This window comes from Thermodesulfatator indicus DSM 15286 (assembly GCF_000217795.1).
GTDB classification, from domain to species: domain Bacteria; phylum Desulfobacterota; class Thermodesulfobacteria; order Thermodesulfobacteriales; family Thermodesulfatatoraceae; genus Thermodesulfatator; species Thermodesulfatator indicus.
This window is the reverse complement of the sequence record NC_015681.1, coordinates 1,013,152-1,037,334: the sequence shown is the minus strand read 5'-3', so window position 1 is coordinate 1,037,334 and position 24,183 is coordinate 1,013,152. Positions and strand designations below refer to the sequence as shown.

At 41.9% G+C, this 24,183-nt stretch carries 20 protein-coding genes, 1 tRNA gene and 1 pseudogene; 16 read left to right on the top strand and 6 right to left on the bottom strand.

What is annotated here, in order from left to right:
- Positions 1–8 precede the first annotated feature (8 nt).
- From THEIN_RS05005 to THEIN_RS04995, 3 genes are read left to right on the top strand one after another with little or no spacing between them, the layout of a single operon-like run.
- Positions 9–848, top strand: a complete 840-nt coding sequence (locus THEIN_RS05005) for an ABC transporter permease (protein WP_013907597.1) — start codon at positions 9–11, stop codon at positions 846–848.
- A 9-nt stretch (positions 849–857) separates the two neighbouring features.
- A complete protein-coding gene (locus THEIN_RS05000) occupies positions 858–1,796 on the top strand; it encodes an ABC transporter ATP-binding protein (RefSeq protein ID WP_013907596.1) in 939 nt (312 codons plus the stop codon).
- Positions 1,786–2,763: an ABC transporter ATP-binding protein gene (locus THEIN_RS04995; protein WP_013907595.1), complete on the top strand. Its 978-nt coding sequence runs from the start codon at positions 1,786–1,788 to the stop codon at positions 2,761–2,763. Before THEIN_RS05000 ends, THEIN_RS04995 begins: the two co-directional genes overlap by 11 nt.
- Here THEIN_RS04995 and THEIN_RS04990 read toward each other — a convergent pair whose 3' ends face one another.
- On the bottom strand, positions 2,764–3,471 hold the full coding sequence (locus tag THEIN_RS04990) for a septal ring lytic transglycosylase RlpA family protein (RefSeq protein WP_041434538.1): 708 nt from the start codon (positions 3,469–3,471) through the stop codon (positions 2,764–2,766). It lies immediately after the preceding gene.
- Here THEIN_RS04990 and THEIN_RS04985 point away from each other — a divergent pair.
- The 11 genes from THEIN_RS04985 to THEIN_RS04935 all read left to right on the top strand — a co-directional run bounded on the left by THEIN_RS04985 (position 3,470) and on the right by THEIN_RS04935 (position 18,076).
- Positions 3,470–4,228, top strand: coding sequence for a 5-formyltetrahydrofolate cyclo-ligase (locus tag THEIN_RS04985; protein ID WP_013907593.1), 759 nt, complete (start codon positions 3,470–3,472; stop codon positions 4,226–4,228). The two genes, THEIN_RS04990 and THEIN_RS04985, sit on opposite strands and share 2 nt — an antisense overlap.
- Positions 4,229–4,230: 2 nt before the next feature.
- Positions 4,231–5,004, top strand: a complete 774-nt coding sequence (locus THEIN_RS04980) for a ParA family protein (RefSeq protein ID WP_013907592.1) — start codon at positions 4,231–4,233, stop codon at positions 5,002–5,004.
- Complete coding sequence (locus THEIN_RS04975; protein ID WP_013907591.1) at positions 4,991–5,845, top strand: ParB/RepB/Spo0J family partition protein; 855 nt, start codon at positions 4,991–4,993, stop codon at positions 5,843–5,845. The genes THEIN_RS04980 and THEIN_RS04975 overlap by 14 nt, the downstream gene beginning before the upstream one ends.
- The gene (locus THEIN_RS04970) at positions 5,845–6,336 is read left to right on the top strand and encodes a YacP-like NYN domain-containing protein (protein ID WP_013907590.1); all 492 of its coding nucleotides are present in this window, start codon (positions 5,845–5,847) and stop codon (positions 6,334–6,336) included. Before THEIN_RS04975 ends, THEIN_RS04970 begins: the two co-directional genes overlap by 1 nt.
- A gap of 182 nt (positions 6,337–6,518) precedes the next feature.
- Positions 6,519–8,225 carry a cation:proton antiporter gene (locus tag THEIN_RS04965; protein WP_013907589.1) on the top strand — a complete coding sequence of 569 codons (1,707 nt, stop codon included), beginning with the start codon at positions 6,519–6,521 and terminating at the stop codon, positions 8,223–8,225.
- A 687-nt stretch (positions 8,226–8,912) separates the two neighbouring features.
- Complete coding sequence (locus THEIN_RS04960) at positions 8,913–11,261, top strand: bifunctional diguanylate cyclase/phosphodiesterase (RefSeq protein ID WP_013907588.1); 2,349 nt, start codon at positions 8,913–8,915, stop codon at positions 11,259–11,261.
- Between the two features lie 514 nt (positions 11,262–11,775).
- The gene (locus THEIN_RS04955; protein ID WP_013907587.1) at positions 11,776–13,233 is read left to right on the top strand and encodes an acetyl-CoA carboxylase biotin carboxylase subunit; all 1,458 of its coding nucleotides are present in this window, start codon (positions 11,776–11,778) and stop codon (positions 13,231–13,233) included.
- Positions 13,234–13,245: 12 nt separating this feature from the next.
- The gene (locus THEIN_RS04950; protein WP_013907586.1) at positions 13,246–15,261 is read left to right on the top strand and encodes a biotin/lipoyl-containing protein; all 2,016 of its coding nucleotides are present in this window, start codon (positions 13,246–13,248) and stop codon (positions 15,259–15,261) included.
- Positions 15,262–15,524: 263 nt separating this feature from the next.
- A tRNA-Arg gene (locus THEIN_RS04945) sits at positions 15,525–15,601 on the top strand.
- Positions 15,602–15,626: 25 nt separating this feature from the next.
- Positions 15,627–16,406: a DUF8196 domain-containing protein gene (locus THEIN_RS11550; RefSeq protein WP_013907585.1), complete on the top strand. Its 780-nt coding sequence runs from the start codon at positions 15,627–15,629 to the stop codon at positions 16,404–16,406.
- A 74-nt stretch (positions 16,407–16,480) separates the two neighbouring features.
- Positions 16,481–18,076, top strand: a complete 1,596-nt coding sequence (locus tag THEIN_RS04935) for an imidazole glycerol phosphate synthase HisHF (protein ID WP_013907584.1) — start codon at positions 16,481–16,483, stop codon at positions 18,074–18,076.
- Here the strand turns inward: THEIN_RS04935 and THEIN_RS04930 are convergent.
- From THEIN_RS04930 to THEIN_RS04920, 3 genes are all read right to left on the bottom strand, one after another.
- A complete protein-coding gene (locus THEIN_RS04930) occupies positions 18,073–18,822 on the bottom strand; it encodes a dihydroorotate dehydrogenase electron transfer subunit (RefSeq protein WP_052299039.1) in 750 nt (249 codons plus the stop codon). The two genes, THEIN_RS04935 and THEIN_RS04930, sit on opposite strands and share 4 nt — an antisense overlap.
- A gap of 91 nt (positions 18,823–18,913) precedes the next feature.
- A complete protein-coding gene (locus tag THEIN_RS04925; RefSeq protein ID WP_013907582.1) occupies positions 18,914–19,459 on the bottom strand; it encodes a phosphatase PAP2 family protein in 546 nt (181 codons plus the stop codon).
- A 21-nt stretch (positions 19,460–19,480) separates the two neighbouring features.
- Positions 19,481–20,536, bottom strand: coding sequence for a galactose-1-phosphate uridylyltransferase (locus THEIN_RS04920; RefSeq protein ID WP_013907581.1), 1,056 nt, complete (start codon positions 20,534–20,536; stop codon positions 19,481–19,483).
- 177 nt (positions 20,537–20,713) lie between these two features.
- Here THEIN_RS04920 and THEIN_RS04915 point away from each other — a divergent pair, with 177 nt between their 5' ends.
- Positions 20,714–20,926: a hypothetical protein gene (locus THEIN_RS04915; protein WP_013907580.1), complete on the top strand. Its 213-nt coding sequence runs from the start codon at positions 20,714–20,716 to the stop codon at positions 20,924–20,926.
- A 205-nt stretch (positions 20,927–21,131) separates the two neighbouring features.
- Here THEIN_RS04915 and THEIN_RS04910 read toward each other — a convergent pair.
- Positions 21,132–21,842: pseudogene (locus THEIN_RS04910) on the bottom strand (IS5 family transposase); the annotation flags it as partial.
- Between the two features lie 48 nt (positions 21,843–21,890).
- Complete coding sequence (locus THEIN_RS04905; RefSeq protein WP_013907579.1) at positions 21,891–23,129, bottom strand: IS256 family transposase; 1,239 nt, start codon at positions 23,127–23,129, stop codon at positions 21,891–21,893.
- Positions 23,130–23,323: 194 nt separating this feature from the next.
- Between THEIN_RS04905 and THEIN_RS04900 the strand changes: the two genes are divergently transcribed.
- Positions 23,324–23,764, top strand: a complete 441-nt coding sequence (locus THEIN_RS04900; RefSeq protein WP_041434533.1) for a hypothetical protein — start codon at positions 23,324–23,326, stop codon at positions 23,762–23,764.
- The last annotated feature ends 419 nt before the right edge of the window (positions 23,765–24,183 follow it).

Genomic DNA, 24,183 nt, shown 5'->3' with positions numbered 1-24,183 from the left:
GGACGAATATGTTGTTGACAGATTTTTTAAAACTCCCTAAAGGCCAGGCGAGAATTTTTATTCTTACAGGTGGTTTAATAATTTTTGTCATAGTTATGATGGCTATTTTTGCTCCTTTTATTGCACCTTATAACCCTACCAAAGGAATAGGACCAGTTTTGCAACCTCCTTGTTTAAAGTATCTTATGGGTACTGATAATTTGGGAAGGGATATATTTTCACGAGTTGTATATGGTTCGAGAATAGTTCTTGTAATTGTTGCTACTGCAGGCTTTATTTCTATGCTTATTGGAGTAACGCTTGGTCTTATATCTGGCTATTTAGGAGGAAAGTTTGATCGCATTTTTGCTATGATAATGGATAGTATTTATGCTTTTCCCAGTTTGATTTTAGCTATAGCCATATCTGCTATACTTGGTCCCAGCATAGTAAATGCCATTATTGCTATAGCTATTGTTTATATTCCTACTTTTTATAGAATGATAAGAGGTCAAACTTTATCTTTGAAAACTAGACTATTTGTTGAAGCCGCTAAAGTTATAGGAGCTAGTGATTTTCGTATTCTTACTAAATATATTCTGGTGAATCTTATTCCTACGGTGGCGGTTATTTTTTCTCTATGTATAGCTGATGCTATTATTACTGCTGCTGGTTTGAGCTTTTTGGGTTTTATTGTCACTGCTCCCACTCCTGATTGGGGATGGGATCTTAGTTCTGGTAGAGATTATTTGCCAGCAGGTTTTTGGTGGCTCATTACTTTTCCTGGTTTAATGATAGTTCTCCTTGCTTTTGGTTTTGCTTTATTAGGTGAAGGATTAAACGAAATTTATTCTAAAGAAGATAAGTAGGTTGGTAATATGCTTTTACAAATTGAAGACTTAACTGTTGAATATCAATCTGAAAGAGGAAAGATATTAGCAGTTGATGGTGTATCTTTGTCTGTTAATAGTGGTAATCTATTGAGTGTTGTTGGAGAAAGTGGTTGTGGAAAGTCTACGTTGGCTTACTCAATAATTAGGCTTTCTCCAGGTAAAGTTAAAAAGGGAAAAATTATATTCAACGGAAAAGATTTACTATCTTTGAACAAAAAAGAGATTAGGCAGCTAAGAGGCAAAGATATTTCCATGGTTTTTCAAGATCCCATGACTAGTTTAGACCCTCTTGAAAAAATAGGCACTCAAATGGTTGAAACTATTTTAGCTCATGAAAAAATTTCTAAAACTGAAGCCTTAAACAGAGTTCAAGAACTTTTAAACATAGTGGGTATACCGGAAGACAGGATAAATTCATATCCCCATCAACTTTCTGGTGGCCAGCGCCAGAGGATTATCATTGCCATGGCCATATCGCTTAATCCCAAACTTCTCATTGCAGACGAACCAACTACCGCCTTGGACGTTATAGTTCAAGACAAAATCTTAGAAATTTTTAAAGAACTCACCAGTAGAAATATCTCTATAATTTTGATTACCCATGATTTACCTTTAGCTGTTGAAAGAAGCGACTTTATTGCTGTTATGTATGCGGGGTGGCTCATGGAATTTGGCCGAGCTAAGGATGTAGCCGCTTCGCCTTTACATCCCTACACTCAGGGATTAATAGACTCTGTTCCCGACCTTTGGGTAGATAGAAAGATAAAACCATTAAAAGGGTTTCCCCCGGACCTTGCTAATCCCCCTTCGGGATGTAGGTTCCATCCCAGGTGTCCAAAGGCTATGGAAATTTGTTCCAGAAAAATTCCGCCCAATGTAGAAGTGAATAATAGAATGGTAAGGTGCTTTCTTTATGGAAACTAAAGAAGTCGTAAAGGTAGAAAACTTAAAGAAGTATTTTCCGTTAGGCCATAGTGGTTTTTGGCGTAAAAAGAAAGAGTATTTAAAAGCTGTTGATGGAATAAGCTTTACTATAGATAAAGGAGAAGTGTTAGCTTTGGTTGGGGAAAGTGGTTGTGGAAAATCGACTACGGGAAGAATTTTGGTAGGCCTAGAAACTCCTACTGAGGGTCGAATTTTCATTGAAGGGAAAGAAATAAAGGATACAAAAGCCTTCAAAGACAAAAGCCTTAGACAACATGTTCAGATGATTTTTCAGGACCCTTATGCCTCTTTAAATCCCAGAATGACCATTGGCGAGCATTTAATGGAACCCCTTCTTATCCATTACCAAGGGCATATTACTAAAGGCCAGGCCGAAGTAAGGGCTTTAAAAATGCTAAAAAAAGTGGGGTTAACACCTGAAGAAGTATTTTTTTCCAGATATCCCCATCAGCTATCAGGCGGTCAGAGGCAGCGCGTGGTCATAGCTAGGGCCATGATTCTACAGCCCAAGTTTGTCGTAGCTGACGAAGCCGTCTCTATGATAGACTTATCTCTCAGGGCATCTATATTAGAATTATTGTTATGGTTTAAAAAAGAGTTCCAATTGAGCATGCTTTTTATAGCTCATGATTTTTCAGTAGCAAAAGTAATTGCAAATACCTTAGGGGTTATGTATTTGGGGAATATGGTAGAGATAGGGCCCATGGAAGATTTAATCAAAAAGCCTAAGCATCCTTATACTGCGGCCCTACTATCAGCTATCCCTTCTTTCGAAGAAAAACGTTTTAACCTGAAAGTCAAAGGAGATATTCCTAATCCTAAGTATCCACCTCCTGGATGTAAATTCCATCCGCGTTGTCCTTTGGCCAGGGAAAAATGCAGCAAAGTTGTTCCCGAACTTTTAGGAAAAGGACATAAAGTAGCCTGTCACTACCCGCTACACTAGCTAGCGGGCTACAATAAAGGCCTGTGGAAATTCTTTTTCAAGACGGGCTAGGATTTTTTGGGCGTGATGAAGCTCCCGAGCAACGAATATCTGAACGCGATAAAAAGTTTTCCCGTTTTTAGTGAACGGCACAATAGTGACCACTGAAAAATTTTTTCTCAGACGCTCTTTTAACCTTACGGCGTTGGCGTAACTAGAAAAGGCTCCTACTTGGATGTAATATCGCCCTTTGAATACCAGATGGGTTTTGGGTGATTCGCCTAAAGCTTGAATTCTTACCAAAGCTGTTCCCTTGCGATGTATACCTAGAGCTTTAGCCGCGGCATAACTTAAATCAATAATGCGCCCCTTTACAAAAGGCCCGCGGTCGTTAATGCGCACTATTACCTGCCGTCCGTTTTCCAGGTTAGTAACCAGGACTCGGGTCCCCATAGGTAACACTTTATGGGCCGCCGTATAGGCATACATGTTATAGCGCTCGCCACTGGCGGTAGTTTTTCCGTGAAAGTTGGGGCCATACCAGGAAGCAATACCTACTTCCACATAGCCTTGGGCTGAAGGTAGCGGATAATAAACTTTTCCTCCGATACGATAAGGTTTTTGGGTTGGAGGGACTTTGCCAGGGTATATCTTTTTGCTAACCTGTGGGGGCGGAGCACAGCTGGCTAACAAACTTATAAAAAGGACGACTACTAACAAATATCGCATGACACCTGAAATTCTAGCAAAAATAAAACACGAGAAAAAGATTTTACGCGAAAAAATATGGGAGCTTTTGAGTGAACGAGGCGTAGCTCGTTTTCCTGGAGCTTTTGGCCGTATCCCCAATTTTGTGGGAGCGGAAGCAGCGGCCGAAAAAGCGGCCGAGACAGAGGCCTTTAAAAGAGCTCGCTTCGTTAAAGCCAACCCTGATAGCCCTCAGTTTCCCCTAAGGGTCAAAGCCCTTCTTGAAGGAAAAACTGTTTTTATGGCCGTTCCTAAGTTGAAAGCCCCAAAACCGTTTCTTAGGCTTGATCCCCAAAAATTAAAAGTTCATCCCTTAAAAGGGGCTACTATAAAAGGTGCTTTCAAATATGGGGAGCCGGTGTCTCCTGAAGAAATGCCAAAAATAGACCTGGTAATAACCGGTTGTGTAGCCGTGACTCGCCGTGGGGAGCGGTTAGGCAAGGGAGGGGGTTTTGCTGATCTTGAGCTAGCTATTCTTGCCCATTTTGGCAAGATTAATCCAGAAACGCCTATTTTGACCACGGTCCATCCTTTGCAAATAGTTGATGAAGTTCCTTTAGAAGAGCATGATTTTTCTGTGGATATAATAGTTACGCCGGAAGAAGTTATTTGGGCGGAAGGCCCTAAGCGTTTTACACAAAGTATTATCTGGGAAGCGCTTCCTGAAGACAAGCTAAAAGCTATTCCTGTGTTAAAATGTTTTTGGGAAAAAGAAAATGTTTCACGTGAAACAATGTAAAAATGTCTAGGATTATTGCCGTAGCCAATCAGAAGGGCGGGGTAGGGAAAACTACTACAGCTCTAAATTTAGCCGCTGCTTTGGCCATTCTTGGCCAGGAAGTACTGCTTTTAGATATTGACCCTCAGGCCAACGCCTCAAGTGGCCTAGGCTTAAGAGGTGCGACTCCTAATCTTTATGATCTCCTTTTAAGGGACTTGGCTCCTGAAAAGGCCATCTATGAAACGAGGTATCCGAAGCTAAAAATCCTTCCCTCAACCATTGATTTAATCGGCTGTGAACTGGAACTGGCGGCCAGGGAAGGTCGCGAAAGGCTTCTGGCTCAGATTATTGCCAATGTTGCCGAGCAATACAAATATATCATTATAGACTGCCCTCCTTCGTTAGGTATTCTTACCTTAAATGCCCTGGTAGCCGCTCAAGGAGTGCTTATTCCCCTTCAATGTGAATATTATGCCCTTGAAGGTTTGAGTCTTCTCATAAACACGGTTCGTAAAGTCAAAAAAGGGTTCAACCCGCGGCTCTATCTTTACGGTATCCTCCTCACCATGTACGACGGGCGTAACCGGCTCACCAAACAGGTGGAGGAGGAAGTGCGAAAGCATTTTGGTCAGGTAGTGTTTGAAACGGTTATTCCGCGAAATGTACGTTTGAGCGAGGCCCCAAGCCACGGAAAGCCTATTTTTGCCTACGATGCTTCTTCACGGGGAGCTAAGGCTTATATGACGCTTGCGCAAGAAATACTAAAAAGGGAGGCTAAACTTGGCAAAGTCTAAAGAAAAAGGTTTAGGGCGAGGTCTAGAGGCCCTTTTGCCTGACGAGGATTTATTAGACACCCCGGCTGAGATTTTCATGTGTCCTATAGAGGCATTAAGGCCGTCACCTTATCAGCCAAGAATACAAAAAGACAAAGGCCTTGATGATCTGATAGCCTCGGTTAAGGAGAAAGGGCTTCTTCAGCCTATTCTTGCCCGGGAAGTGACTCCGGGAATTTACGAAATCGTAGCTGGAGAGAGGCGTTTTCAGGCAGCTCGATTGGCAGGGCTTGAGCGAGTTCCTGTTATTGTAAAAGAACTTACACCCCAGGAAGCCCTGGAGCTGGCGCTTATTGAAAACTTGCAGCGAGAAGACCTAAACCCCATAGAAGAAGCCTGGGGATATCAGCGTCTCATGGAAGAGTTCGGCTTAACACAAGAGGAAGTAGCCCAAAAAGTGGGAAAGAGCCGAGCCGCTATTGCCAACACTTTAAGGCTTCTAAGGCTACCAGACTACATTCAAGAAGACCTTCTAGAAGAGCGTCTTTCCGCTGGCCATGCCCGGGCGCTTTTAAGTTTGGCAGAAAACGAAACTTTGCTCAGGCGCTTGAGAGACGAGATAATAAAGCGCGGGCTTTCCGTTCGCCAGACCGAAGCCTTGGTTAAAAAATTGAAGGAGGGGGCCGCTACTCAGGAAAAAGAAAAACCCAAAGATCCTAATATTTTGGCCCTTGAGCAGGAACTTGCCGAAGTTATCGGAGCTAAAGTTAAAATTTCCTGGGGAGCCAAAAAGGGCAAGCTGGTGATAGAGTTTCACTCCGCGGAACAATTTGAAACATTTCTAGAAAAACTTAGGGGATAATGGCTATACATCTTTTAATAGACGGCTACAACCTTTTGCACCAGGTTCCAGAGCTAGCTTTTTTAATGAAAGAAAATCCAGAAGAAGCCCGCCAAGCTCTTCTCAAACAGCTTCAAGAATACCAGCGCATAAGGCGCCACAGAATAACCGTAGTTTTTGATGCCTGGGACCGGGCTGAACCGCGAAGTGAGGTATCTATAAAAGGCATAAAAGTAATTTTTACGGCCCAGGGAGAAACCGCTGACGACTACATAAAGAGACGAGCGGTTAAGGAAAAAGAGCGCATAGTGGTGGTTACTTCTGACCGGGCTATAAGAAGCTATGTGGAAACCTACGGCGCCATTTCTATAACTTCGCGGGATTTTTTAGGCAAGATGGAAGCGGCCTTTTATGAGGAAATAAAGGGAGAGAAGCTTTTTCCTGAACCAATACATCGAAAGAAGCTACCCAAAAAGGCCCGCCAAAGGTTAGCCAAGCTGGCTAAACTTTAATGGCGAAAGGTAAGGCCAAGAGTTTTTTGTGCCATTGCGAGCAAGTCGGTGCGATCTAATAATATGTAAACAACGTAAACTATGCGATAACAGGAAAGGAAAGTCCTTGCGAGGGGTGAGCCCCAAGTAACATCTTGATCAACAAACAAATCATTACGTCAAAAAAATTTAGGTGAAGAAAAATGGTACTTTTAAATGATGTAATTATTCTTCTGGGCTCAGCTTTTGTGGCCAGCCTGATTGGACATCGCTTTAAGGTTCCCAATATAATCAGTTTTATTATCGCTGGCGCGCTGATAGGCCCTTACGGTCTTCACTTGATTCAGGCTGAGGAGGCGGTTCATTTTTTAGCTGAGCTAGGCGTAGTTTTGCTTCTTTTTACCATAGGTCTTGAGTTTTCACCGGCCCATCTTGCCCGTTTAAAAACAGTAGCCCTGATAGGAGGCGGGCTACAAATCGCTCTTACGGCTTTAATAACAGGATTATTAGGTTATCTTATTTTTGATCTTACGGCTCCGGTTTCTTTTTTTCTCGGAGCTTATCTGGCCTTGAGTAGTACGGCTATTGTTTTATCTCTTCTCCAGGAAGAAGGAGAGATGGAAACCCCTTATGGACGTGCCTCTTTGGGAATCCTTCTCTTTCAAGATATGGCTATAGTACCTTTAATGCTTTTAGTGCCTTTTCTGGCTGGAGAGCTTAAAGCCGATTTAAGTCTTCTTTCTGTAGTGGTAAAGACTTTTATTCTTCTTGGTGGAGCTTACGTATTGAGTCGCTGGGTATTGGGTTTTTTTATGGATTTTGTGGCTCGTACCCGTAGTCGAGAACTTTTTCTATTGGCCACTCTAACCTTTTGTTTAATTGTAGCCTGGGCTGCTTATAAAGCAGGCCTTTCTCTTTCTCTAGGGGCCTTTCTGGCAGGTTTTATTTTAGCGCGCTCCCCTTATAGCCACCAAGCAACGGCCAATATCTTACCTTTTAAAGATTTGTTAATTTGCGTTTTCTTCGTTTCTGTAGGAATGTTTTTTGATGTTAGACTTTTCTGGAAATATCTTCCGTTAATTCTCGGAGCCACGGCCGTTGTTTTTCTAATAAAGAGCAGCATAATTTTTGGTATATTGCGTTATGTTTTACGTTATCCAGTTCACATTGCTTTTTTGGTGGGGGTAAGCCTTTTCCAGATAGGAGAATTTTCATTTGTATTGGCTCAAGAGGCCCTTAAGTACAATCTTTTGGAATTAGACACTTTTCAGCTGCTTTCATCGGTTTCTATTCTCACCATGTTACTAACGCCGTTTGTTATAATTTTGGCCAAGCGACATTTACCAACTTCTGTGGAAGAAAAAAGCTCTCCCTTGGTTTTAGAAGACCACATGATAATTATTGGATTAGGGGTGGCAGGTATGGCCCTTCGCACCGCTGCCAAGAAGGTAGGAATTCCTTATGTAATCATTGAAGTTAACCCGGAAACAGTTCGCCGCGAAAAGCTTGCTGGGGAACCCATTATTTTTGGTGATGCTACTTACGAATATATTTTACGCCAAGCGGGCCTTGAGAAGGCCAGGGTCTTGGCCATCACTATTCCAGATTGCAAGTCAGCACGGGTGATTGTAGGGCTTGCCAAACATATTAAGCCTGACATCTACATATTGGTTAGAACACGATATGCGGCTGAGATGAAAAATTTTCTTGAGCTAGGAGCAGACGAAGTAATCCCTGAAGAATTGGTAGTAGCTCTTAGTATGTTTGCTAGAATTATGCGGCTTTATCTGGTGCCCGAGGAAGAAATTCAACAGCACCTGGAAGAATTTGCCCGAAAACATTACGCTCTATTTAGCCGAGATGTCTCAGAAGACGCGGCTAGAGGAAAAAAGCCCTTAAAAACAGAATAAATAGACTTTGGCAAAATTCAGAAAACATAGATTGAGTGCCATGGCGAGACTTTCGTCTCGGTGTTTCGGTTGCTGACGCCTTGCGACAGGGATCCCTTCGCTAGCGCTCTGGACAGGGATTGCTTCGCCACTTCGTGGTTCGCAATGACGGGAAAGGAGCTGATGGGCTTGCAATGACTTTTTAAGGTGTCACGGCGAGGAGCCAGCTTCCATTCCGTCACTGCGAGCGTAGCGAAGCGGTCTCTTGCGCTACCAGCCATCTACCAGGAGCCATTGGCATCGGCCAACCACCATGTAGTCACTGCGAGCCCGGACGGGCGAAGCAGTCTCTTAAATAAGATATATTTAAATCTTTTCTTTTCTCTGCCGATCTTAAAAAAAGAGACACTGTTAATCCGGTTGATAAGTATTCTTACAAAGTTAAGCAGCTAAATTTTTAAATGAGATCTTTGCAAGATTAAAGAAAATATATCGCCACAGCGCTTAGCGCTTCGCGACAGGGATTGCTTCGGCTGCGGGACGCAGCCTCGCAATGACTCTCTCCCGGTGTCACTGCGAGCCCGTATGGGCGAAGCAGTCTCTTGAATAAGATATTTTGCAAAGGTCTCTAAATATGTGAGGGATAAGCTTAGTAAATCATTTTTGCTAAGGGTTTTTCATAAAGCATAGAATCAAGAGGTAATCTTTATGCAAGAAGCACCTATAATCACAAACAAAGATTTGGAGGATATAAAAAAATTAGGCAAGATATGTTTTGCTTGTACTTCTGGAGAAGCCTTTACATTTAGCCCGGAAGAAAAGGAATTTTTGGCAAAAATTCCGGATATTTTGCCCTTGAAAAAGTGGTGGTTTGAAGTTTTTGATTCGATAACATCTTCAAACAATAAACTAGTTTCCTTTGAATTGAAAAACGAAACCCTTGAAAAGGCCTTTAATTTTTTTGAGTCTTCTTTCAAAGAAATATTTGATCCAGTATTTCAGCCAAAACTTTTCCTTGTAGCCTCAAAACATCTCGAAAACGGAATTTACCCGGTAGTATTGATGAGTTTCTGTGAAAATTTGAAAGTTTTTATTATTAAAGAGCTTAAAGAAAAAGGGTTTAATGATTCCTATCTTTGTCTTATTAGTAGGTTCTTTTCTCTCCTGGCCACATATTTTTTTCAAGCATTCTATAGCCTTTTATTTGAAAATCTCTTTAAAACTGTAGAACAACTAACCCGTAAAAATCGTTTTTTAACTCTGATTAGAGAGATAAATTTTCTAATTTTTCCAGAAAATCTTTCTGAGAAGGAATTATTTGAAAATGCCTGTCACATTTTGGTTAGAGATGGTGGTTACGGCCTGGCCTGGATAGGCTTGATAGAAAACAAAAAGATTGAATTAAAAGGGGCCTTTCCCCAAAATCATCCTTACTTGAAACTTTTGCCCAGGCAAATGGAAGAGTTTATGGGCAGTGATCTTGAGGAGTATGCCCGAAAATTTTTAAGCGGCCATCCAGTAATTATAAATGATGTTTGCCAGGACAAAGCTTACCAAATAAGGGCTGATAAAATTAGGCCATTTGGCCTAAATTCTATAGCTATTGTTCCTATCTTAGAAAAAGAAGGAGTTATTGGCGGACTTTTCGTGTATCATACCGAAGCAAATTACTTTCGTTCTGATGAAATTAATCTGTTATTAGAAATAGGGAGAGATATAAGCCTGGGGCTACGCCATTTAAGACAGCGCGATCGTCTTGAAGAGGCCCTTTTTAGAGATGAGCTCACCGGGATTCCCAATGAAAAGGCCTTTATTATGGAGTTGGCCAGCCTGGCAAGCAAAGCCAGAAAACAAAAAAGCTCTATAGCTCTATTTCGGTTGGACATCATAGACTTTTCAGAGATTAACCATCAGGTAGGATATGCAACCGGAGATAAAATTCTAAAAAAATTGGCTTCACGCCTAAAAAATTTTCTAAACGGCAGGGGCTTTTTAGCTCGCACAGGGCCTGATGAGTTCGCCATTGCTACCACTTTTAATGATCTTGCCGCCCTGAAAAGTTTTGTTTCCTCTTTAAGAGAAGTTTTAAGAAAGCCTTTTTTTGTGGGAGATAGCCATGTGCGTTTAGAAATAGGTATAGGAGTGGCTTTATATCCAGAGCATGGAGAAGATATCTTAGATGTTTACGAAAAGGCCTCCGTAGCTTTAAAGAAAGTTTTTCGCCAAGAAAAAGGGGGTCTGGCATTTTATTCTCCTGAACACTCTCCGCAAATTTTACAAAAGTTTCATCTGCTAGGAGAAGTGGAAAGAGCCATTGAACGAAAAGAATTTGTTCTTTTTTATCAGCCAAGAATAGACTTACAAAATAGAAAAGTCTCCGGTTTTGAGGCCTTGTTGCGCTGGAAACATCCTGAGAGAGGGATTGTGTCACCACTTGAATTTATTCCAGTGCTTGAAGAAAGTGGGCTTATATTGGAGGTGGAACCCCTTATTTTCCAGATGGCTTTTGCGTTTTTGAAAAAATTAGAAGACAATTTTCCAGAAATACGGGTTTCAGTAAATGTAAGTGCTATACAGCTTAAAAGTGAAAAGTTTCCTCAAAAACTTTTTCAATGGCTTGAAGAATATGTTATTTCTAAGCAGGCTCTTGAACTTGAGATTACCGAAAGTTTGCTTTTAGAGCCGCAAGCGGTTAAAAATATCAAACTTTTTTATGAAAACGGTTTTAAGCTGGCCCTAGATGATTTTGGCACAGGTTATTCTTCTTTTCGCTATTTGAAAGATTTAAAAGGCATAGACATAAAAATTGACCGGTCTTTTATCGCTAAAGTTCCTGACGATAGAGACCAGGTTTCTCTGGTAATGGCCATGGTTTCTATGGCTCGAGGGCTTAACTTACGGGTTATTGCTGAAGGAATAGAAAGTAGGGAACAATTAGCCTTTATTACTGGGTTAGGGGTGGATGAAGTCCAGGGTTTTTATTTTTCTAGGCCCCTTCCCGAACAAAATGCCCTTAATTTTCTTCAAAACTATGATCCTAAAGAATACTTTTGGTAATGTATAAAATAGTAAGAACTGCATATTAATCCGAGCGTTTTTCAGACGGCAAAGTGTTATACCTGAAAACATAGTTACCACAAGATGAAGTAATTCTTTTCTGTCACGGCGAGGTCTCGTTAGAGCCGAAGCACTTTTAGAGATTGCTTCGTGCCTAAGCCAATCAGTGATACCCCAACTGTCACTGCAAGGAGCTGCCTCCCTCATAGTCATTAAGAGGAGGTCCGTTATGGCCGACGAATTAGTCCACGTCCCAAGCGTTAGCTAAGGGATCGTTTAGATCGCCTTAGCAACTATGTTACCTAGCGACAAGGTTGTTTCTTTATTAATTTTGCCAAAATCTTTTTTTTAGGGTAATTCGTAATCTAATCTAATTTCAAAATTTCATAAAATTTTTTTATTAACTCACTTTCAAAGAGAGTTTCTTGACAAAATCTAAAAAGAAAAGGTAGACCCGTATTTATGTAAAGTTTGATATCGGTATAGAGAATTTTATGAATTTAAGGAGTGTTTTATGGAAAGGAAAATTTCTCATGTCCTAATTGCCAACCGAGGAGTACCTGCGGTACGAATTATGGATACGTGCCGTGATCGGCGCATCAAAACCACAGCTGTTTACAGTACGGCTGACCGCCTTGCCTATCATGTTCGTTTAGCAGACCAGGCCGTTTGCGTAGGCGAAGCACCACCCCTTGAGTCTTATCTCAACATGGAAAACATCATTAAGGCGGCACTCCAGGTTGGGGCGGATGCCATTCATCCTGGTTGGGGTTTTTTGGCAGAAAATGCCGATTTTGCGGAAATGGTCCAAGATGCTGGCCTTGTATGGATTGGGCCTAGTCCTGAAGTGATTAGGGCCATGGGAGACAAAGTAGAAGCTAAAAAGTATGCCAGACGGGCCAATGTCCCCTCTATCCCAGGTATTGATAATGTCTCTAGCATCGAAGACATAAAAAAGTGGATCGAGGAAGAAAAAGTAGATTTTCCTATTATGCTTAAAGCCGCCAAAGGTGGCGGAGGAAAAGGCATGGTGAAGGTAGAGTCAGAAGAAGAGCTTCCCATAGCCTTCAATCAAGCCAAATCCGAGGCTATGAAAGCCTTTGGTGATGATACTTTACTTGCCGAAAAGTATATTAGTCATAGTCGTCATATAGAAGTCCAGGTTATTGCCGATACCCACGGCAAAGTAATTCACCTTTACGAAAGAGAATGTACGCTTCAGCGCCGAAACCAAAAAATAATAGAAGAAGCACCTTCTCCCACTTTGGACGACGACCTGCGCGAAGAGATTTGCTTTACCGCGGTAAGGCTTATGCGTGAAATAGGCTATACTTCTGCTGGCACGGTAGAATTTATCTTCGATACCAATACCAACAAGTTTTATTTCCTCGAAGTTAATACCCGCCTTCAGGTAGAACACGGAATAACAGAACTTATTACTGGCCTAGACATCGTGGGCCTCATGCTCGATGTAGCCGAGGGTAAAAAGCTTCCGGTTAAACAATCAGAAGTAAAAGTTAACCGCTGGGCGTTGGAAGCCCGTTTAAATGCCGAAGATCCTTTTAACTTTAATCCATCTTTTGGCACTATAACTCGCCTTCAGCTACCCCAAGGGCCTGCGGTAAGGATATCGCAGGGAGTTTACGAAGGCGCTGATATTCCTCCTTATTACGACTCACTCATTATGCTTATTATGACGGCTGGCCAAACCCGTGAGGCCGCTATCATGACCATGGATAGGGCTTTAGGTCGTGATCTTCGTGTGGAGGGCATAAAAACCATCGCCCCTCTTCTTTTGGCCATTATTCGTCATCCTTCTTTCCGAGCGGGAAAATTTTCTACTACTTTTATTGAAGAACACATGAATGAGTTGGTTTCCATGTTTAAAGAAAAAAGCACCGAAGATGAGGTCCTTAAGATCGCTAAGTTTGTGGCTCGCGTTTCGGCCTTAGGCCCTCAACCCTGGATGTAAAGGAGAACGCCTATGTGGAACATTATTAAACCGGGCATGTCGCCCAAAGAAATAGTTAAGACTTTGCGAGATTTTGACGGGGTAATGTTTACCTCTACTGGTATGAGAGACGCCGGACAATCTGATTACAAAAATCGTCACCGTATTTATGATTTGGCGACCCTTGCTCCTTACTACGAAGAAATGGGGCTTTTTAGTGCCGAGTGTCATGGTGGCGCGCGCTGGCATGTAGGCATAATGAATCGTCGTGAAGATCCCTTTGAAGAAATTCGCATGTTTCGTGAAAAGATGCCCTCGGTGATGCTTCAGACTCTTATCAGGGAAACCAACCTTTGGGGCTATCGTCCCTATCCCAAAAACGTCATCGAATATGTTGTTGCTCGGGTAGATATAGACGTCTGGCGCTGCTTTTCATTCTTAAATGATATTCGCAATATGCGCACAGTGGCTGAAATCGTCATGAAGCGTGGCCGCCTTTTTCAACCGGCCATTTCTTTTACCCAGGCTGAATGGACTACGGATGATTACTATCTCTCGGTAGTAGATGAAATAGTTGACCTCTGCGGTGGCACCGATGAAATAGTCCTTTGTATAAAAGATATGGCCGGCGTTGGTAGTCCCAAACGCATCGCCCAATTAATTGACACTATTAAACAAAAATATCCCGACTTGGTTATACATTATCACCGCCATTCCACTGATGGACTGGCTTTACCGGCCTATTTAGCGGCCGTTCAGGCAGGTGTTAAGATAATAGACGTTGAAGAAGATTCTCTTTGTCGTTTTTATGGTCAGCCGCCGATTCTGGCCGCCCACGCATATTTAGAAGAAGCTGGCATAAAAGTGCACTTAAACCGCCAGGCTGCGGAAGAAGCTGTCCAAAAAGTGCGCGAGTGGATCAACCAGTACGCCTGGGCCGAGAGTCCTTTTAAAGGGCTTGACCATAATGTTACCAAACACAAAATGCCAGGAGGAGCCTTTCCCAGCTCTTTTGAACAGGCCGAAAAAGGCGGCTTCTTGCATCTCATGCCTCAAATACTAAGGGTTATGTCCCTTTATAACCGTATAGTTAAATACTTTGATGTAACTCCTGGCTCCCAAATTACCTGGGTTACCTGTTCAGGTATGGTTAATAAATATGCCAAAGAACGTGGATTAAAAGGTGTAGAGCATCTTATCAAGCTACTTACTAAATTTGTAGAAGAAGTAGATCAAGATTTTGACAAGATGGAACCCTGGGAGCAGGAAGAACTTTTGCAACTTTTTAGAAACGCTCCTGGAGACTTTAAGAACTTAATCCTTGGCAAATATGGTCGTTTACCCCAGGGATGGCCGGCAGATTGGGTTTATAAGAGTGCCTTTGGCGATGAGTGGGAAGAAAAAATTAAAGAGCGTTCAGACAAGTCACCACTTGAGGCCCTTCCTCCTGATGACCTGGAAAAACTTCGCCAGGAACTAGAGGAAAAGATAGAAAGAAAGCCTACCGAAGAAGAATTTATCCTTTATCTTATGCATCCCAAAGACGCTGTTGAGTACATTAAGTTTCGCGATGAATACGGCCAGGCCCCTCTGGTGCTCCCCACTAATGTATGGCGCGAAGGGCTTAAAAAACCTGGAGATAAAGTGGAATTTGAACTTGATGGGAAACCCTACGCTATTGAACTGGTTTCAATTGGAGCAGAGCATGAAGGCCTGATTCACGTAGTCATGAAAATTAACAACAAAACCAGGGTTTATAGGGTGGAAACCCCCCGAGCTAAAAAGAAAGAAATAAAAAAGGCCTCAGGTCCCAACCAGATAGGGGCTCCCATTAGTGGAAACGTCTGGCGTATTGGTAATCCTGAAAGAGGAACTATTAAAGAAGGAGATATTGTTCACAAGGGCGAAGAAATTGCCAACATAGAGGCCATGAAAATGGAAAATGTGGTGGTAGCACCTTTTGATGCGCAAATTGTGGCTATTCACGTTAAGGTAAATGATACTGTTGAAGAAGGTCAGCTTATGTTTGAGTTAAAACCTTTGGAGTAAAAGCAAGATGGGCGGGTTTGTCTCGCCCATTCTATTATGTTATAGTGCTAAATTTTTGCGGTAGTTAGTGGGTAGCACGTTCAGGGTAGGGACCGCTATCCTGTCTGTCAATTTTGATTTTTGTTGCTAGGCACCTCTTGGGTGAAAAAATTATTTGCTTAAAACTATATATACACTAGGTTGGTGTCTTTTCTTTGTTTGCCAGGAATTAGGGTTCGGAAATTTCTTGAAGAGCTAATGGTATATTGTTAAATTTAATGAAAGCCCCCGTAGCTCAGGAGGATAGAGCACGAGATTCCTAATCTCGGTGTCGCAGGTTCGAATCCTGCCGGGGGCACCATCAAGTTAGACTTACCGAGGCGTCTATGGAGCTTCAAGAAATCGTTGCCAAGCTTACCAATCAGGAAGAAAAAGTGGACCGCACTGTAAAAGAGCTAGAGCTATTGCGTCAGATTTCTACGGACAATTTAATGGCGGTCCTTGAACTGCGTAAATATCATGAAGGCCTAAGCCGTGAATTTAAAGAATTTAAAGATGAGATGCGGGCTTTTAAAGATGAGGTTAAGGCCTTCATGCGCGGAGTGGAAGAATTTAAAGATGAGATGCGAGTCTTTAAAGATGAGATGAAAGAATTCAAAGACGAAATGCGGGCTTTTAAAGATGAGATGCGAGCCTTTAAAGACGAAATGAAAGCCTTCAAAGATGAGATGAATAAACGATGGGGAGATCTGGCCAACCGCTTAGGTACTTTGGCTGAGGATATCTTTGGCCCAGGTATTCCCTATCTGCTAAAAACTTTAGGCTACGAAGTAAAATCAGTACTTTTTGACCTAGAAACAGGTCCTAAAGGTAAAAAAAGACAGTATGATGTACTCATTTTTGCCGAAAAAGATGGCCAAGAAACTGTCTGGGTAGCCGAAGTAAAAAATCAGGCTAAGCCCGAAGATTTTGAGCAGATGAAAGAAGCCCTGGAGCTTTTACCGGAGCTTTTTCCGCCGGTGGCCGGTCTTAAAATAATTCCTGTTTTAGCGGCCTTTAGGTTCCCTGAAGGAATGATAAATGCAGCTAATAAAAGAAAAATTTTGCTCGTGCGCATGGGTGGAGAATATCTTGAACCCCTTAATCCCGAAGTAGTCTCTCACTAGTTCCCACCATTTTTTCGAAGCTATTTGCAACTAAAAGAAAAACTTTATAAGCTTAGGCTCCAGGAGGTAAAAAAATGATTACCCTTTTGGATTATGGTGCGGGAAATGTTAGAAGTGTAGTTAACGCCCTTGAGGCTCTTGGAGAAAAAGTAAAACTTGTAAAAACTCCTGAAGACATACTTTCTGCTGAAAAACTAATATTTCCTGGAGTGGGCAATTTTTCTTCTCTTATAAGTACCCTTCATGAAAAAAATTTTTTTGAGCCATTGAAACGTTATCTCTTAGAAGATAGGCCCTTTTTAGGGATATGCTTAGGGCTGCAGGCCCTTTTTGAATATTCTGAAGAAGCTCCAGGTATCAAAGGGCTAGGCATATTCAAGGGTTACATAAAAAGGTTTGACACAACTCTTTCTATTCCTCACATTGGCTGGAATGGTATCAAACCTCAGAAGTCTTCAAGACTTTTTGATGGCCTGACTGGCGAAGAAAAGTTTTATTTTGTCCACTCTTATCATGTGGAAACGGAAGAAGCTGATATAATTCTTTGCACTACCGATTATGGTTATGAGTTTGTAAGCGCCATTGAGAAAGGGAACATTATAGCTACCCAGTTTCATCCAGAAAAAAGCGGCCAGGTAGGCTTAAAAATTCTTAAAAATTTTTTAGAAGCTAACAAGTCAGCAGTTAAACCTAAATTTATTCCCTCTAAAACTAAACTTGCTAAAAGAATAGTAGCCTGCCTTGACGTACGTACCAACGACGATGGCGATTTAGTAGTCACTAAAGGAGATCAATATGACGTGCGAGAGAAGGGGCAAGTTCGTAATCTAGGTAAGCCAGTAGAACTTGCTCGCCGCTATTATACTGAAGGTGCCGATGAAATAACCTTTTTAAATATCACTGGTTTCCGTGATTTCCCCTTAAAAGACCTCCCCATGCTTGAGGTTCTTAGGCTTACCTCAAAAAATGTGTTTGTGCCACTTACCATTGGCGGGGGTATCCGTGACTTTACTGACCGTGACGGAAATTTTTATTCAGCTCTGGAAGTGGCCTCTGAGTATTTTCGTTCTGGAGCTGATAAAATTTCTATAGGAAGTGATGCTGTTTTAATTGTAGAGGAATATCTACACACAGGAAAAGCCACTGGGAAAAGCTCTATTGAAACTATTTCCAAGGTCTATGGAACCCAGGCGGTAGTTATATCTATTGATCCCCGTCGGGTTTATGTAGATTCTCCTGAAAAGACTAAACACCCGGTAATTGAAACTTCGATTCCTGGGCCCAATGGCGAGAGGTACTGCTGGTTTCAATGTACCATAAAGGGCGGTCGTGAAGGCCGAGACATTGACGCTGTGACTTTAGCCAAAGTGTGTGAAAAGCTTGGAGCAGGAGAAATTCTCCTGAATAGTATAGACCGCGATGGTACTAACCTTGGCTTTGACCTGGAGCTTATTCAAGCAGTAAAAGAAGCGGTATCTATTCCAGTAATCGCTTCAAGTGGAGCCGGCTCTCCTGAACACTTTTACGAAGTTTTTACCAAGACGGAGGTAGAAGCGGCCTTAGCGGCAGGGATTTTCCATCGGCAAGAAGTCTCTATTGAAGAAGTTAAGCGTTATCTTAAAGAACGGGGTATAGAAATAAGGCCCATCTTTAAGGAAGAGCTGCTTTAGAAAACGTTTTCTGCAGGTACCACTGGGCCTTCACTACATACGTGCAGATAGCCTTGTTCTTTATGCTTAACTACACAGCCAAGACATAAGCCTAGGCCACAAGCCATATGTGCTTCAAGAGAAACGAAAGCTTTTATACCCGATTCTTTGGTTACCTGGGCCACAGCCGAAAGCATTGGCATAGGGCCGCAGGCAAAAATAACACCTTTTTTATGCTTACTCAGATAGGCCTTTAAAGGTTGAGTGATAAAACCTTTAGTCCCTAAGCTACCGTCTTCGGTAGTTAAAGTTAAAGATACGCCTAAAGCCTCAAATTCTTTTAAACACAGGAAGTCATTTTGTGTTCTGGCACCATAAAAAAGGTGTACCTGATGACCTTTTCGGATAAATTCTTTTGCCGTAAATAGAAATGGGGCTATCCCTATGCCTCCAGCAACAAGGATTATATCTCGGCTTGAGACTTCAGGGAATCCTTGCCCTAAAGGGCCAAGAATTTCTACCTTTTTCCCAGGGCCGAGTTTGGCTAGCAATTTGGTTCCTCGGCCTTTAACTTCATAAAGTATGCTTAATCTTCCGGGTTCATAATAGTGTATTGAAAAGGGACGAGAGAGAAGCGGATCAAACCCAGGCCAGGCCCGCACCATTACAAATTGACCTGGAGAGGGCTTTTTAATTTCTCCTTCCAGAGTCAGAAGCCAGTATTTTTCGGTAAGCTTTTTATTTTCTTTTGTTGTAAAGATTTTCATAAACTTCAGGGTTTGCACTAACAAGATAAAAGGCGCTCACTCATAACTACCAAGTAAAATTGAGTAAATTACACCTGTTTTGAGCCCTCCATTAATAAAATCTCAAATTGAATAACATAATAAAGCTTTTGTTTTCAACAACCGGGATAAAAGACATTTTGTTACTTGAGTAAACATCAGTAAAAAGATAAGAGCTGGCTGTCCCTATAATTGCTCCTGCCAGTATATCTCTGAAATAATGTTTGTTTGCTTCGAGACGGCTATAGCCTATAAAGGCAGCAGCGGCATAAGCAGGGATTCCATATTTCCAGCCGTAGCGTTTTTGTAAAAATGAGGCCCCTGAAAAAGCTATAGAGGTATGACCAGAAGGAAAAGAGTGAGGTTCTCCGTTAGGACGTGTAGTTTTAATAGAATATTTCAGGCCATAAGTAATGGTAATTGTAGTTAAAAAAGATTCAGTAAATTGAAAAAGACCTTCATAGTCGTTTTTATATAAGGAAAGGCCTATAGCTGTAACAGGAAGAATAACTTTGATAAAGTTTCCAGTCTGCTCTATGACATCTGAGGCGTAAGAAAAGCTAACTAATAAGACCGAAAATGAAAAATACCACAATAGTATTTTTGAACTTTTCATCATTTTTAGTTCAAAACAAACAAATTAGGCTTCTTCGAAAACCTGACGCATAATTTTAGTCATTTCTTCTGGGGGAGTAATGATCAGCTCAGCCCCCAACTGACGCTGCAAGAAATAATCATCTGTACGGTAGTTCTCATAAAGGTTTTGTCGCGTAATAAGCCGCAGGTGTGGTGTAAAGTAAGGAGCCTTTTCATCAAGAGCCGGCAAAAACAAGGTAAAATTAAAAGTCCCGTATCCCATTCTATCATAACCTTTGAGGGCTAAGTTTAGCCCTTTAGCCAGATCTAACACATCGTCAGTAGTGATTTCTGAAAGGCCTTTTGCTCCTTCTATAACGGCTAGGATTTCGTTGCCGCCAAGTGGAGCAAAGCTAGCTATAAAAGTAACTCTGCCAAGCTGAGCTATATAGCGTTCTTTACTTTCTTTTTCGGTAGCACACAATTCTTCCCAGAAATTTTTTCCGTACTTTAAAAAATATGTTTGGCTGGCGTTTAATAGTTCATTTTGTCGCGGAAAAGCCACCTTGGCTGCTACTACCTGAAAATGGGGATGCACTAAACTTGCCCCTGCTGGCAAAAGATAGTTGGCACAAAGGAGCCCAAAACGAATAGCTGGATCTTCTTCCATGCAAAGACGCAAAAATTCAAGGCCCAAATAAAGGCCATCAGCCAAAACTCCTGGCTCAAACTCATCTATTTTGCGAAAATGGGCCTCACCCACGGCAATAACTGCATGCCTCGGAGCCGTGGGAAAGAGATTAGGGAAAAGAGTACACTCCCCACGTGTAAGCCGGCCTTCAGCCATAAAGTCTTCTGGATATTTAGGAGTTATTTCTCTTACTTTCGGCGGACACATGAAACACTGTTCTTTCGTAGCTTCAGCCAGTTTTTTAACTAGCTCCCAGTCCTGTGCCCCGAAAAAGAGCTTGGCCTTATCTTCAAGAGCGGGATTAAAAACCGCAAAGTGCTCTAGCAAAGGATCAAACCTTAGCTCTACTTCCTGAGGCTCAGGAGCAAAGTTATTTAAAGGATTATGAAAAGGCCTAATGTACTTTTCTTTACGAAATTCAATGCCCATAAGCGGCCTCCTTAAAGCGTTTGTTTTTAATATGATTATTTTCACCTTAAAAGCAACATTTATACAAGATTCCTGCTCAAGCTTTACATTAATCCGAGCGGAAAATTTTCGATAAAAGGACTAATTTGTGTTGTCCGTAATATATGAATTCTCACTGGTTTGAAATCAAACAAGACGATGCCAGAAGGTTCCTGCTTAAAGCTCGAAGCAGTCTATAATGCTTATGTAAGGAATTGTTTTGCTCACGGGTCTTGTAATGCTATTGCCTGCTGTCACTGCTCGCGTGTTAACAATGTAATTTTGATTGAAAGACTTACCTGGAAGATTGAAGAAAAAAATGCGATAAAAACAGGAATTGATAAAAATCGAAGTAAATTTAAAAAATATTAAGAGACCTTTGAAAAAATAATTTTAATTTTGTTTTCTATTCTCCGTTTTGGCCATTAAAGCAAAAATTTCTGATTTCTATCCCTTTTGCTTATCTCTTCTCCTTCAAAATTTCTTAATTTTTCCAGGTTTTAATCACATTTTCCTTATTATTTCCTCCTTCATCGCAGTATTATCTTATTATCTTTTATCTATTCAATTTTTCCTTCTAAATCGCCTCCTTTCTCCTCGTCTGCCACGCTAAATTCAAAAGATTATACGTAAAACAGGTTAAAAATAAATGAATTTCGTTGGCAAATAGTCCCACATATCTCGCCCTCTCCCTCTGAAGATGTAAGGAAAAAATGCCAAATACTCGCTCTACCTTGGCCCTTATACGAGAAAAAATTCGATTCCTCTTCTTCTGTCTGGCCGAAAGGGGCCTATTCCTCCTGGCCTTTGCTAAAACTCCACAAAATATCCCCTTCTTACGACACCTCCTCCTTAACTCTTGCTTATCATAAGCTTTATCTGCAAAAACACTTGCCTCTTCTCCTTCAAGTAATTCATCAAGAACTTGGGAATCGTGCACGTTAGCTGGTGTGCAAACGAACTCTGAAACAAACTCATTTTTAACGTCAATAGCAATATGGTCTTTGTAGCCGTAGACAGTCTTTTTGCCTTTTTTGATAAAAGAGGCATCATCATCCTTGCCAGGACGTCTAGCCGCTTTAACCAGACGAGCATCAATGATTTTGCCAGAGCGAAGTTCAAAACCCTTTTGAGCGAGCTGGCGTTTAAGTTCTTCAAAGCACCTACGATAAAGGTTCAAGGATTTGAGATCAGAACGGAAGCGAGATATAGTAGAGTGGTCAGGAACGGGGTCAATAGCAGAGAGGCCAAGGAAGCGACGGTAGAAGAGGTTGCCTTTGAGCATAAGAGGCCTATAAGAAATTTTGTGTAAAGGTTAGCTGATAACCTGTTCATTTTAGAGTACAGCTTCAAGCTCATAGGTCAAGACGAATTTTTGTTGTAATTCATAGCTCACCGCCTGAATAGTTGGCACGGCTTTGCGCCACCATTTGTCCTGTAAGTTGCTCAGCTGAATAAAAAGGTTCACCTCAAGAGACCTTTCCGAGGGGAAATAACTCCCCATATCCATGGCCATTCGATCAAGCCCTGAATTGATACTTTCTACGGGATTAGTGGAGTAAATGTGCTTCCTTACCTGAGAAGGATAGTCCAGAAAAGCAAGATAATTATTAGTCTTTTTCTCGAGTTGCTGGCTCCAGGAAGGATTTCTTTCATTAATCACTTTGACCAGTTCGGCAAAAAGCCTTTCCCCCTCTTCTCGATCAGAGGCATATTTGAGTTTAGCTAAGAGTTCTTTTGTACGGCGGTAGAGTTTTGAGGGAAGTTTAGCCCTGAGATTCCTTTGAAGATGGATCAGACACAATTGGTGTTGAGCGTAAGGGAAAAGTTTAGGAATCACCTCGGTAAGACCTCTGAAATCATCGGTGACGAAAAGAAGAGGTCTTTTAAGTCCCCGATTGATGAGATCTTGGAGGACTTCGATCCAGAAGGCCTTAGATTCTCGGCCTTTAAGGGGCCAGAAGCCAAGGATGTGCTTAAAGCCTCTGAGGTCAATACCTAGGGCCACAAAGAGAGAAAGATCTCTTATTTTTCCGGATTCAGGGTCTTTGATCTTTCCCCAGTAAGCATCGATGAAGATGGCAAACCAATCGGGTTTAAGAGGCTGAGAGCGGAAAAACTCAAGCTTTTCCTGGATGAAATCCAGGACGTCTTGGATGGAATCTTCAGAGTAAGGCAGGCCCAATTTTTTGAGGGTTCTTTGGATTTGGGCCTTTGAGTAGCCATTGGCCAGCATGGCAATAAGGAGTTCTTCGTAGTCTTTGTCGATGCGTTTCCAGGCATCGGGGAGGATGGCCGGACGGAAAGAGTTACCGATACGGACGCGAGGGACTTTGAGGTCGAGATTACCGAAGGAGAGGAAAAGATTACGGTGATAGAAGCCGTTAGCGGCGTTTTCAGGGTGTTTTTTGAGGAAGATTTCGCGTTCTTTGAGCATAATGGCGTTCATGAGCTCCTGAAGCAATTGGGAGAGGATGGGTTTGGTGCCTTTTGTTTTGGCCTCCCAGAGATTTTTGACGATTTCTTCGAGCCATTCATCAGGAAATGGATAGGGTTCAAGTTTTCGTCTAGGCATAGCCTCCCTCCTCCCTCTTGAGTTTCTTAAATTTTACCCTTACACAAAATTTTTCCCGCCCTCATAATGACAAAAATATCTTGCTAGTTGATGCAGTTTGCCGAGCTGTAGGCGATCTTAGGTCTCTTCGCTAGCGCTCGGAACAAGTAAGGAATAGGTTATCAATAACTTATAAGAAAATCTTAGGAGGAATTATGGTGTTTAAGATCCAATTTTTGTTGGTGTATCTTTTGCTTCTGGCTGGCTTCTCTAATTCCTGGGCGCAGGATGACAAGAATTTTTCTCAGAAGCAGCCCTATTTTCTTATTTATGCGAGTGTTTCTGGATTTACATGGGAGGAATACGAACAAGGAGACAAACTTTTGCAGGAATCTGGGCCGCTTTATGGTCTAGGTTTGCAGCTTTCCAAGCCCTTATCTAGGGACTTTAGGGCGCACACAAAAGTCGAACTGTTTGGCGGCCAAGTGGATTATGATGGTCAGACCTGGGGAGGGGATCCGGTGCAAACAAAGGTCACTTATTTCGGTTATAAGTTTGAAGGGAATTTGGGCCTACCTTTTTGGCTTACGCCTAGAGTCACTGTTGAGCCTTTTTTTAGGTGTGGGTATAAGACAATGGCTAAGGGATATAGATAGTACCGCTCGAGCCATTGGTTATTCAAAATACTGGGCTAATTTTTATGGGCTTTTAGGCGGGTATATACGTTATAAATCTTCATCGACGGTGACCTTCTTTGGCGAAGGAACCCTTAAAATCGTCATTTATAACTACCAAAAAATCGATATTCTGGGCCAAGATATCACCCTGGAACCAAGCCAGAGGGTTTCTTTTTAGGCCGAAGCTGGGTTACGCTACCAGAAGTGGCAGATAGCCGCCTTTTATGAAGGCCTGCGATTTGGGCCTTCTCCTCTCAAATATACAGCCCTGGGTTATGTCTATCAGCCAAAATCAGAAGGAGATCTCTGGGGATTCTATCTCGGCATAGTGTTTTGAATCAAAAACGGATAGATAAAGATTACGATTCGGCTAGTGTCAGCTGATAACTAGCTCAAAA

Excerpts from the sequence above, each read along its gene's own strand:
- THEIN_RS05005 (WP_013907597.1), top strand. The coding sequence starts at position 9 with ATGTTGTTGACAGATTTTTTAAAACTCCCTAAAGGCCAGGCGAGAATT.
- THEIN_RS05000 (WP_013907596.1), top strand. The coding sequence starts at position 858 with ATGCTTTTACAAATTGAAGACTTAACTGTTGAATATCAATCTGAAAGA.
- THEIN_RS04995 (WP_013907595.1), top strand. The coding sequence starts at position 1,786 with ATGGAAACTAAAGAAGTCGTAAAGGTAGAAAACTTAAAGAAGTATTTT.
- THEIN_RS04985 (WP_013907593.1), top strand. The coding sequence starts at position 3,470 with ATGACACCTGAAATTCTAGCAAAAATAAAACACGAGAAAAAGATTTTA.
- THEIN_RS04990 (WP_041434538.1), bottom strand. The coding sequence starts at position 3,471 with ATGCGATATTTGTTAGTAGTCGTCCTTTTTATAAGTTTGTTAGCCAGC.
- THEIN_RS04980 (WP_013907592.1), top strand. The coding sequence starts at position 4,231 with ATGTCTAGGATTATTGCCGTAGCCAATCAGAAGGGCGGGGTAGGGAAA.
- THEIN_RS04970 (WP_013907590.1), top strand. The coding sequence starts at position 5,845 with ATGGCTATACATCTTTTAATAGACGGCTACAACCTTTTGCACCAGGTT.
- THEIN_RS04965 (WP_013907589.1), top strand. The coding sequence starts at position 6,519 with ATGGTACTTTTAAATGATGTAATTATTCTTCTGGGCTCAGCTTTTGTG.
- THEIN_RS04960 (WP_013907588.1), top strand. The coding sequence starts at position 8,913 with ATGCAAGAAGCACCTATAATCACAAACAAAGATTTGGAGGATATAAAA.
- THEIN_RS04955 (WP_013907587.1), top strand. The coding sequence starts at position 11,776 with ATGGAAAGGAAAATTTCTCATGTCCTAATTGCCAACCGAGGAGTACCT.
- THEIN_RS04950 (WP_013907586.1), top strand. The coding sequence starts at position 13,246 with ATGTGGAACATTATTAAACCGGGCATGTCGCCCAAAGAAATAGTTAAG.
- THEIN_RS11550 (WP_013907585.1), top strand. The coding sequence starts at position 15,627 with ATGGAGCTTCAAGAAATCGTTGCCAAGCTTACCAATCAGGAAGAAAAA.
- THEIN_RS04935 (WP_013907584.1), top strand. The coding sequence starts at position 16,481 with ATGATTACCCTTTTGGATTATGGTGCGGGAAATGTTAGAAGTGTAGTT.
- THEIN_RS04930 (WP_052299039.1), bottom strand. The coding sequence starts at position 18,822 with ATGAAAATCTTTACAACAAAAGAAAATAAAAAGCTTACCGAAAAATAC.
- THEIN_RS04925 (WP_013907582.1), bottom strand. The coding sequence starts at position 19,459 with ATGATGAAAAGTTCAAAAATACTATTGTGGTATTTTTCATTTTCGGTC.
- THEIN_RS04920 (WP_013907581.1), bottom strand. The coding sequence starts at position 20,536 with ATGGGCATTGAATTTCGTAAAGAAAAGTACATTAGGCCTTTTCATAAT.
- THEIN_RS04915 (WP_013907580.1), top strand. The coding sequence starts at position 20,714 with ATGCCAGAAGGTTCCTGCTTAAAGCTCGAAGCAGTCTATAATGCTTAT.
- THEIN_RS04905 (WP_013907579.1), bottom strand. The coding sequence starts at position 23,129 with ATGCCTAGACGAAAACTTGAACCCTATCCATTTCCTGATGAATGGCTC.
- THEIN_RS04900 (WP_041434533.1), top strand. The coding sequence starts at position 23,324 with ATGGTGTTTAAGATCCAATTTTTGTTGGTGTATCTTTTGCTTCTGGCT.